The sequence below is a fragment of the Microcystis sp. LE18-22.4A genome, from assembly GCF_027531105.1.
Taxonomy (GTDB): Bacteria; Cyanobacteriota; Cyanobacteriia; order Cyanobacteriales; family Microcystaceae; genus Microcystis; species Microcystis aeruginosa.
In genome coordinates, this window is the sequence record NZ_JAPZRB010000478.1 from 1 (window position 1) to 7,122 (window position 7,122).

Below are 7,122 nucleotides of genomic sequence, written 5' to 3' on the forward strand. Positions count from 1 at the left end.
AGCACGCCGATCTTGTAGGGTGCGTTACGGCGAATTATTAATTTTAGTTTTTTGACTAAATTGATAGCCGCCTAACGCACCCTACTGGTTTGTTTCAGCTAAGATAGGGCAATAGATTTCGGCTTAAAGTCTTAGATTATAGAATTTATAGCAATTTTCTAATACACCAAATTAGCTGAAACAATCCACTACTGAATATACAGCCCTGAGAGCAGAAATCCTTCAGGCTGATAATATTTGCCTATTACCTATTGGGTGTAGGCAGGTAAGTCTTGACTCATTTGATTTAAGTTGCTGGCAATGGCTTTCATCGTCATAAAAGCCGAGCTAAAGGCGATTAGCTCATTTAAGGGATAACTTCGACTCTCAACCCGCAAGCTCAGTAATTGCTTCTCAAGAGATTCAATTTCTTCGATGAGCAATCCTAACTTTGGTGGGTTGAGAATTACCTGGGCAGCGATCGCCTCAGCAATTTCATCAAAAGCGATCGCAGTCTTTTTTGCGATCGCTTGTAATTCAGGTAAAAACTTTTGTCGTATCGGTTCAGGAAGCGGTTGCTGTAGCCCATCTTGTAAAGCATCCAGTTGAGCCCAGAGTTTTTGTTCGTAGCCAATGGAGAAATTCCAAAAATTTTGGTGTTTGGTTGCTAAAACTGTGGAAATTTGTTCGAGACTGGCAATCTTAACCGAGGCTGGATGTTGAGCGATCGCCACTGTGATGGCCTGCTTCAGTTGGGCGATATCTGACGGTGGTATCGTATCCTGAAAATAGCCTGACAGCAGTTTTTGATATAGCTGTCCCATTTTCTTAAAAGTCACAGAAAAATCTGTTTCCAGTTGGTTTGTAGCCGATTTTGTCATAAATACAGTGGTCAGCAACACCCCCAGAAACGCACCTACGGGAACTGAAATCAGTGCGGCCCAAATTCCTTGCTCGAAAAAAGGAAAAATATCCTTCCCGATGGCATCGGCTGCTACAATCGCACCGATGCGAGCGATTGGCGTAAACCCCAGCCAAGCACAACTGAAGTAGGCGAAAAAATAAGCCAGACTGCTACTAAAAGGATTATAACCAAAGGACTTGACCAACAGGTAAATACAGAGAATCGTCAAACTCAAGGAAACAGTGGCCGCCCAACCGATCGCGATCGCTCGCCCCCTTGTCGGTTGAATGACAGTGACCACTGCACCTATGATCACAATATCTGCCACTTTTTCGTAAGCAGAAGGATAGGGAAACTCGATGTGACGAATAATAGCCAGTAACAAACCAATAACCACGCCAAGACTGACAATTTCTCTCAGGCGTTTTAGGGATATAGGGGCCCATTTGGGAAAGGTAATCAGGTGTCTTCGCCTGAAAGTTGCAGTTACTTTGGTTTTATCGATTATCCTGCCTCCTAATCCCTCGCATTGTTGGATAAATCGAGATACAAGTTGAATAAATTGATAAAACTGTAGTGATTCTTGAACATCATACCGATCAATCTCTCCACTTGTTCGGAGATGATCAAGTTTACCCCCAATATTCGCTAAATCTTCTTCTAATTCTGTCAGGTAAGGGGTAGCTAAGATTTTTTTGCCGTTACTCAGATCCCTCAAGCTATCAAAGCTGTCGGTAAGATGAGTCGCCAATTGGTGAAATTCCGCCCTGAACTGATGCACTAAATTTTGTTCATGCTTTTCGCCTTTAAAAGCCATCAGATCAGCTAATTGTCGAGTCAATTGGTTCTGAATTGCCAAGATTTCACTCCAATTTTCTGCCACCAATATCTCACTACCGAATTCATGGGTTGCTTTTGTGAGCATTGAAAGGCTAGTTTGTGTTGATTTTTTAATCTGATTGAGTAAGTTAAGCTCGTTCTGCTCAATAGAAAGAAGATAATCCCGCTCCTCGACCTCAGTTTTTAGGTAGCGATCGAGGATTTTTTGGAACAAGTGCGGTATATCTTGAAGGATTCCCATCAAGTTCCGGTTGAGATCGGATCGAGTATTCTGGGGCCAAAATAGTAAGGCCACAGCAATTCCCACAGCGATTCCGATCCAGTTATCGATCAGGCGCGACCGCAAATAGAGCCAGATATCTTGTTGTGCTGATGTTCCTACCACTCTCATGGCAATTAAAGCGCCCAGTAGTGTGGCTTGGGAATAAGCGGCTTGCCATCGGTAAGTTTCACAGATCAGGGCGGCTAAAATGTAGGTGAGAGAGGGAATGACAAAAAAACTTGAGCCTTGGATTCCGTAGGCGTTCACCAGGATAGCGGCAATGATTCCCCCCAAAGCACTTCCCCCCAAACGCCCCAACCCTGCGGCGATCGCACCTCCCATGGATGGCTCAATCAGTACAGATACATACCCAAAGACGGGATAGACAAAGTTGTCTAATACATTTCCTCGGTGCCAAAAGAAACTCGTTAAGAGAGCAGCACCTAGGGAAAATTTCAATCCCTGTCTGATCATTAGCCCGTTTTTACTGTCCAAGGTATCTCTATATCCTTTTTCGACTTACTCATTGTTACCCATTAATCGCTCGCTCAATCCCATATAAAATCAGTGCCAAAAACGTCACCAACCAAAACCAAAGCTGAGGAGGCTCACTATGGATCAAGATTACTAAGACAAAGGCTGCGGCGATAATCCACCACTTAAACCACCAAGTCCACCATTGAGAACGTCTTTTCGGATTTTCCATATTAGGTTTAACCGTTTATTCTAGTCGTTGTTTCTTTCAGCTACTTACGCTCGCAAGATTGTGGTTAACGGTCGTACACCCCTGTAATCCAGCGAAAAGCAGGGGTTATATAACTCACTAAAGAACGCTCTTCTACCACAGCATGGACATCTGCGGTAGTCCCGTTGGTAATTCTTTGGGGCGCTCCCTTGGCTTGAGTCCAGTAAAAACCACTGGGTGTATTGCGATCAACCTTCAGCGCTAAAGTGGCTTTGATAACACTTGCATTGACGGGTATAGGCTTATCGCGATCGTCTTCATCTCTACCCAGAAACAGCTTGCTGGCGAGTTCATGACTTCCGACTATATTTGCCAGTTCTGCCACAGTTACCGGCTGCTGATCGACGGAAACGACCTTAGCGACGATACCCCCATAGCGTTCGCGATCATAGAGATCGGGAACGACTTCTACTTCCTTGCCCGGTTCTAATCGTTTGGCATCACCACTCTTAAACAAGGCCACCACGTTGGTCTTGGCCTTTAGATTGGAGACTTCTAATGTACCTATGCGCCCTCCCGGAGCCAGGACTTCCCCCGGATTAACAGATAAGTCTAAAATCTGGCCGTTGTACAGACTCACTACATTTTTGTTGGCTTGAATGGTGGTTTTTAACGTATTAATCTCTCGTTGCTGGTCAGCGATCGCATTGTAACGAAGAATATCACTGGCTGTATCTTGCAGGTCTATTTGCCGTTTTTCTGTGTTTAGTATATTATTCTGTGCCGCCCGTGTTCAACTACTGGCAGGCTTTCATCAACCCCCTTAAGGCGGTCGCAACGCGCTCGCTACGCGAGACCGAGTTCTATTTGGACGCGATTGATACTATTAGAAGCCTCTAGATTATTGAACTGAAATAAATAGGAGGGAAAATCTAGCTTGGCGACAGCCCCCTCTTCGATAAGTTTATCGTAGGCGGCTAGTCTTTCATCCGTTGAGTTCTGGAAATTTTTAAGATATCGAGCATGGGAGAGATAGGCTTCTCGCTGTTTTTGATTACTGGATAATTGAACTTGAAGTGCTTTAATCTGAAGCTGATTCGCCTTTTGCTGGCGCTCTATTGAGGCTGCATTCAATTGGCGACGACTCACTTCAATAGAGTCAACTCTTTTATCCTGCTGCTTGAGATCTGCTAACCTATCCTTTTTATCTTTTAATTCTGTTTCTAATTCAGGAAACTCTAAAGTTGCCAGTAACTGCCCTTTTTTGACAGAATCTCCCGGTTGAATCAGGAGGGTTAACACCCGTCCACCTTGACGGGGTTCGATATTAACAATAGAACGAGGAATCAAAATGACCGCTCGTCCTTGAATAGGAGTCGGAATCTTACCAACTATCGCCCAATAACTCAGTCCTCCGAGCAAAAGACCCACCGGCATTAAGCGCAGGATTATCTCCCCTAATCTTCCTGTTGGCTCCGAATATTTAAACGGTTTTTCCGAATCAATTTTAGGATCAATTCCCGTTTTTATTTGATTATCATTCTGGCCTTCTATCCTAGCCTGCGTTGTTTTCTTCGCACCCATATCTGGCTGCTGATGATTCTGATCAGACATAGATTCGGCTTGATTTTTTGCCATTGTACTGAAATGAGTAAAAATCACTTAATTTGTAACATGATAAACACTCAGAGGGTATTACTTTACATTAGGAAAATCCTCTGAAAAAACCGCTCAAGCTATTTTTGAGATATGATAACTAGGCTACCTCGAAAGATTTACCGAAGGCTCAAACCTTTAAAATTTCCTGTAAGAAACCTAATAAAGTATTACTCTTGATGTGACCTAAAACAACCTAATTAGGGATCAAGTGTTTGAGTCCAACGCTCCGACTAGAGAGATAATCTATCGAACGAGTTTACACCATTCCAGCTTTTAACTTACATAAGGCGTATAGTCTCATTGTAACCGTTCAGGGGGGGGGATGTCAAGCAGCCAGTGGCATTGACTCTGTGGAAGGACTCTCCTGGGGCAGCAGAGAAGGAGAAGAACTGCCTTTGCTAACTAACTTCAGCATCCGCGCCACAAAAACACTACCCGCCTCACTTTGAGAACCAAAGCTAGTGCGCCGCCACAGCACCGTTGCTCTAGCTGTTCTATCTTCAAACCTAACTGCACTACTAGCTGTCTGACGTTGGCGGTCGTTCTTTCCCAATCCCCTGCACCAATTCCTGGTATCAACCGTTGGTGCTTCTCATCCATGCCCCTTAGATTACCAGATTTCGTCCCCCCCTGAACGGTTACCAACATTTTAAAGGCGGTTTTTGGGGCAATTCCATGTGTACTATCATGCTAAAAACCTGAAGTCTTGTGAAATAGAATCGTTAATCCCGTTAAATTTTAGCCCGTATTATGTTAACTAAAACCTGAAACCTTTGCTACAGCGCAAATTTAGAAGTGCTGACTTAATAACTTTTCTCTATTTTTTAAATAAGGAATTTTGTCATTTTCTTTAGGAAAGTTATTACGAACAAACTTAACTAAAAAAATGCAAGATATAACTGATAAAATTGAGTATAGGACTAAAAAAGGTTCATTTATTTTCCTATACTCAAGAATTGAAATATAGGGAAAGTTGAATTTTTGATCATAAAAAATAAACCATAACATATTAGATATTAGGGTTGTAATTGCCTCAAACACAAATATATCTAATAAATTGGCAGTTTTAAAAAATAAAATGGATAAGATCAATATGTAAAACAAACTAACTAGGAAATTGGGCTCAAACGTAGGAAGCAACAATATAAAAAATATAAGAAGTATCACTAAAATAGCTTTTTTATTTCCCAGTTTAAGAGATATTTTTTGTAATAAAATTCCTTGAAATAAAAAAATAAGCAATGGAGACGCTATTAAAATGCCAATTAAAAAATAAAGTAAAAACATTCCAAAATCTTGAGGATTATATTGATTAATTATTTTTTCCATATGGTCAGGCAATATTAAAGAAAAACTATAATAAATTAACCTACCCAATGAGATCGAAAAAGTAGTGTAGATAATCGCTATTTCAGTAATTATTCGCCAAGAGATTTTCAGATTAGGAATAAAATCTTTGAGTTTAAAATCTGCTATTTTTAAATCTCTTATAACTAACAATAACCACAGAAAGATGTAGAATGCGGAGAAAATTGTTCTTTGTCCACTTGTTTCGTTGAAAAATCCCGTATAGTCCCAATTATTAAGTTTAAAAAGTGGCATTGCACAGATCACCATTGTGTATAGTAAACCTATGCTGTAGAATAAAAAAATTTCTACAAGGTTAATTTTTTCAAAAGGAGTAGTCGTTGACTGTTCTTCAGATAAATCTTCTGAGGATATAACGGTATTTTTAGGAGTAATTGCCGATAAAAGAAATAAGCCAACAAAACTAAGTAATCCTACTATCCCCCAACTAGGTGAGTATCCTTTACTTTGAATGTAACGAGAACAACCCTTAACAAAAGGAAAATATCCATATATTAATAATCCTAATACAATAAATGCTAACACGCCTAATAAGGGTGATTTATCAGGAATAATCTTAGCCTTTGAAAGTACCACAATAGTTATCAAGGGAAGCCATTGAATACTTAATCCCTTCATAATTAATTTAATAGCTTTATTTTTTTTGTCTGTCTCTATTGTTTTGGTTTCTAGCATAATTCCGTTTACTGGTAACTTTTGTAACAATTTTTTACAAAAAAATAACACAAAACAAACCGCTAGTAGGAGAACTGACCCGAATGTTAGAGGAATACCGCCAACACGCTGAATAAAAGAGCATTGCTTGGCATCCCTCCCCTCAATGCCACCAGACCTCCCAACTTTGTGAACTCCTCAAAAATCCCCCTGAAGAACAGAAGGAATAACTCTTAAGTTTATTGTAACCGTTCAGGGGGGGGGGGATGTCAAGCCGCCAGTGGCATTGACTCTGTGGAAGGACTCTCCAGAGGCAGCAGAGAGGGAGAAGAACTGCCTTTCCTAGAGGCATGGATACTACTCTCTCACAGTAGCCGCTCTTTTCTACGTCTTTTTAGATTATCAGATTTTGTCCCCCCCTGAACTAGGGTTGATTCATTGTAGGGTTGATTCATGAATCAACCCTACCCCCTGAACAGTTACTTCAAGGGAGAAAAAGCGATCGGGCTATAATAGAGAAAATTTCATTTTAACTTGAGAAAATTCATTATGACAGCTACTATTGAAGACATTCGGGAAATACTAAAGGAATTGGCCCAATCCCAACAAGAGTTATCCCAAGCTCAAAAAGAAACAGATAAGCAAATTAACAGAGTTAGTAAGCAGATTGGGGAGTTGGGCAATCGTTTAGGAGAGTTTGTCGAGTGGCAAGTACGTCCTGCGGTGGTGCGTCTTTTTCAAGAGCGGGGTATTGATGTCCATGAGTTTCAC

The 7,122-nt window shown here is 41.1% G+C and carries 7 protein-coding genes; 1 reads left to right on the forward strand and 6 read right to left on the reverse strand.

Translation table 11 applies throughout. From position 1 onward, the window contains the following. Nucleotides 1–248 precede the first annotated feature (248 nt). From O9295_RS20950 to O9295_RS20975, 6 genes are all read right to left on the reverse strand, one after another. Nucleotides 249–2,459, reverse strand: a complete 2,211-nt coding sequence (locus tag O9295_RS20950) for an aromatic acid exporter family protein (protein WP_288035063.1) — start codon at nt 2,457–2,459, stop codon at nt 249–251. A 55-nt stretch (nt 2,460–2,514) separates the two neighbouring features. Continuing rightward, nucleotides 2,515–2,691, reverse strand: a complete 177-nt coding sequence (locus O9295_RS20955; protein WP_002735384.1) for a hypothetical protein — start codon at nt 2,689–2,691, stop codon at nt 2,515–2,517. Nucleotides 2,692–2,755: 64 nt separating this feature from the next. Continuing rightward, a complete protein-coding gene (locus O9295_RS20960; protein WP_288035064.1) occupies nt 2,756–3,310 on the reverse strand; it encodes a hypothetical protein in 555 nt (184 codons plus the stop codon). 206 nt (nt 3,311–3,516) lie between these two features. Beyond that, on the reverse strand, nt 3,517–4,284 hold the full coding sequence (locus O9295_RS20965) for a biotin/lipoyl-binding protein (protein WP_288035065.1): 768 nt from the start codon (nt 4,282–4,284) through the stop codon (nt 3,517–3,519). Between the two features lie 370 nt (nt 4,285–4,654). After that, nucleotides 4,655–4,882, reverse strand: coding sequence for a hypothetical protein (locus O9295_RS20970; RefSeq protein WP_288035067.1), 228 nt, complete (start codon nt 4,880–4,882; stop codon nt 4,655–4,657). A 236-nt stretch (nt 4,883–5,118) separates the two neighbouring features. After that, nucleotides 5,119–6,372, reverse strand: a complete 1,254-nt coding sequence (locus O9295_RS20975; RefSeq protein ID WP_288035069.1) for a hypothetical protein — start codon at nt 6,370–6,372, stop codon at nt 5,119–5,121. Nucleotides 6,373–6,900: 528 nt separating this feature from the next. Between O9295_RS20975 and O9295_RS20980 the strand changes: the two genes are divergently transcribed. Further along, a partial coding sequence (locus O9295_RS20980; protein WP_288035070.1) for a DUF3782 domain-containing protein occupies nt 6,901–7,122 on the forward strand: 222 nt, incomplete at its 3' end.

Excerpts from the sequence above, each read along its gene's own strand:
- O9295_RS20955 (WP_002735384.1), bottom strand. The coding sequence starts at position 2,691 with ATGGAAAATCCGAAAAGACGTTCTCAATGGTGGACTTGGTGGTTTAAG.
- O9295_RS20965 (WP_288035065.1), bottom strand. The coding sequence starts at position 4,284 with ATGTCTGATCAGAATCATCAGCAGCCAGATATGGGTGCGAAGAAAACA.
- O9295_RS20950 (WP_288035063.1), bottom strand. The coding sequence starts at position 2,459 with ATGATCAGACAGGGATTGAAATTTTCCCTAGGTGCTGCTCTCTTAACG.
- O9295_RS20975 (WP_288035069.1), bottom strand. The coding sequence starts at position 6,372 with ATGCTAGAAACCAAAACAATAGAGACAGACAAAAAAAATAAAGCTATT.